The 2,291-nt window shown below is 64.1% G+C and carries 1 protein-coding gene, 3 tRNA genes and 1 pseudogene; 1 reads left to right on the forward strand and 4 read right to left on the reverse strand.

Annotation, left to right across the window (positions count from 1 at the left end; translation table 11 throughout):
• A pseudogene (locus ACJ73U_RS36220) lies at positions 1 to 322 on the forward strand (hypothetical protein); the annotation flags it as partial.
• Positions 323 to 336: 14 nt separating this feature from the next.
• Here ACJ73U_RS36220 and ACJ73U_RS36225 read toward each other — a convergent pair.
• The 4 genes from ACJ73U_RS36225 to ACJ73U_RS36240 all read right to left on the reverse strand — a co-directional run bounded on the left by ACJ73U_RS36225 (position 337) and on the right by ACJ73U_RS36240 (position 1,118).
• A tRNA-Val gene (locus ACJ73U_RS36225) sits at positions 337 to 411 on the reverse strand.
• Between the two features lies 1 nt (position 412).
• Positions 413 to 484 (reverse strand) — tRNA-Cys (locus ACJ73U_RS36230).
• A 41-nt stretch (positions 485 to 525) separates the two neighbouring features.
• Positions 526 to 598: transfer RNA gene (locus ACJ73U_RS36235), tRNA-Gly, on the reverse strand.
• Positions 599 to 692: 94 nt separating this feature from the next.
• On the reverse strand, positions 693 to 1,118 hold the full coding sequence (locus ACJ73U_RS36240) for an SsgA family sporulation/cell division regulator (RefSeq protein WP_075123646.1): 426 nt from the start codon (positions 1,116 to 1,118) through the stop codon (positions 693 to 695).
• Positions 1,119 to 2,291: the final 1,173 nt, after the last annotated feature.

Raw genomic sequence — 2,291 nt, forward strand, 5'->3', positions numbered from 1 at the left:
CAAACATTACCACCACGTAAATCAAAATAAATTCCTGCGTCACACGCACAAGACGTGGTTGATCGAGGACGGTGTGCCGGAGGTGGTGCAGTGCAAGCGGCTAGGTCACCGGTTGGGTGGGGTGCGGGGTGTCTACTCGCATGTGACCACTTCCATGGTCTCCAGTATGTGCGCGGGTCTTCAGGCGCGGTGGGAGCAAAATGGGAGCAGCTTGGGGAGCGACCACTACCACACGACAAGTGTGGTCAAGATCGTTTGCTCCCAATTTGCTCCCACAACGCAGAAACGGCCTGTCGGTGATGATCACCCACAGGCCGTCTGACCAGCGTCTATGTCTGGTGGGCGATACTGGGATTGAACCAGTGACCCCTACCGTGTCAAGGTAGTGCTCTCCCACTGAGCTAATCGCCCGAGGCGGCGGCGGGAATCGAACCCGCGTACAGGGCTTTGCAGGCCCTTGCCTAAGCCACTCGGCCACGCCGCCGTGGCTTTGCGTGGGTGGGGTGAATGGGATGCCCCTCCTCGAGCGGACGACGGGACTCGAACCCGCGACCCTCACCTTGGCAAGGTGATGCGCTACCAGCTGCGCTACGTCCGCGAAGACCTGGGGCTGTGGAACCAGATTCCCTGTCCCCTTGGTGTGATCGGAACTTTAGCGGACGCCTGACACGGCGTTCGCAGGGGGGTGCCTCTCAGGTCAGGTCGGTGGAAATCAGGTGTGTGAGGGCCTCGTCGACGTCCACCCAGAGGTGCTCGTTGCCCGGCACCACGACGTCGTACGTGCGGTCCAGGAAGTCCGCCAGCTCCTGCGCGGACGCCTCGAACACCGCGTGCCCGGACGGCGAGCTCAGCTCGATGACGACGACCTCCGGGTCGTCCACCGCGGGGCGGATGCGGACGTCGCCGTTGCCGGCTTCCGCGATGAGTCCGTCGGCCAGCAGGTCGCGGGCGAAGACCCACTCGACCCAGCCGGCCCGGCCGGTGCGGAAGGCTGCGACAACTGCATACGGATCGCGCGTGTCGTAGCGCAGCTCGACCTTCACCGGGACAGCGGGCGTCCGCGGCGCCAGCAGGTCGAACACCGCTGTTGAGCGGAGCGTCACGTGATCGTTGCGCATTGTCGCTACCCCTTCTCTCCCTTCCCAGTCGTCAAACGACTGAGCCCCTTCCCCTGTGACGGCTGGAGAACCCCTTCCGCTCTCTTAACCCTCGCAGTTCACCCGTCCGGGGGTATGAGTGCGGCAGAGCGTACCCAGTTGGCGACCGATCGTGAGACCTCACCGATCACCTCTTGGTGACAAGCGGTAGCCGTCTCCCGGCGGAGTCACCGCCAAGCGTTGCCCGTGCTCTTCGGCAACTTACCTCAGAGTAGGGCCGCGCCACCCGCACTGAACCAGAAATTCGCCTAACAGGACAGGGGCTCACGTTTGGAAGAAAGGTCTGTCCACGTCACAGGTGAACATCGGGGGATCGCACTTCATCCAAACGGGTGATCGACGGTCCTGGGAGGACCATCCCTACCTAGCACCGATCAAAACCGACCTGGGGACCTGACACGCGTACTTCACGGGAGATCATCCGATCGGATTACGGCGGGCACCAATCGAGTGATTTATTCCATGGACGGACCACGGCTGGTGGTGCCCACCACTCATCTCCGCGAGAACGAGCACGCCCTAACTCGGGTTGGTGGTTGCGGTCTACCTGCGCATCTGCTTCTGGACAGGGGTTCTTGCTGCCAGGAAACGGGCAAACAGCCCACCGAAGGGGGCAAGACGCGGGCGGTGACCGGAGCGGGAGCTGAACCGCGGCAGGAGGCGTAGGAAGCGGTTTGAGGGTGACGCAGCGTAGCGGCAGTTAGTCGAGTGAACTGCGACACAAGGAGCGCTACGGCTGCGCGTGGGGAAGTGGCGCTGAGGAGAGCTGGTGGGAAGGGCGGTGGGTGACGGGCGTGGGGAGAGGCGGTAGGAGCGGGTGGTGGGGGAGATGCGGTGGTGGGAAGCGGTGGAGGAAGGGTGGCGGGAAGCGGGTGGTGGGGCCGAGGTGGGAAGAGGCGGTGAACCGGGTGGTGGTTGGGAGGAGAGGGATGCGGTGGACCGGGTGGTGGTTGGGAGGAGAGGGATGCGGTGGACCGGGTGGTGGTTGGAGGGAGAGGGATGCGGTGGACCGGGTGGTGGTTGGAGGGAGAGGGATGCGGTGGACCGCGTGGTGGTTGGAGGGAGAGGGATGCGGTGGACCGCGTGGTGGTTGGAGGGAGAGAGATGCGATGGGAGCGGGTAGTGAGGGGGCAG

This window comes from Actinophytocola sp. (assembly GCF_045807065.1).
Taxonomy (GTDB): domain Bacteria; phylum Actinomycetota; class Actinomycetes; order Mycobacteriales; family Pseudonocardiaceae; genus Actinophytocola.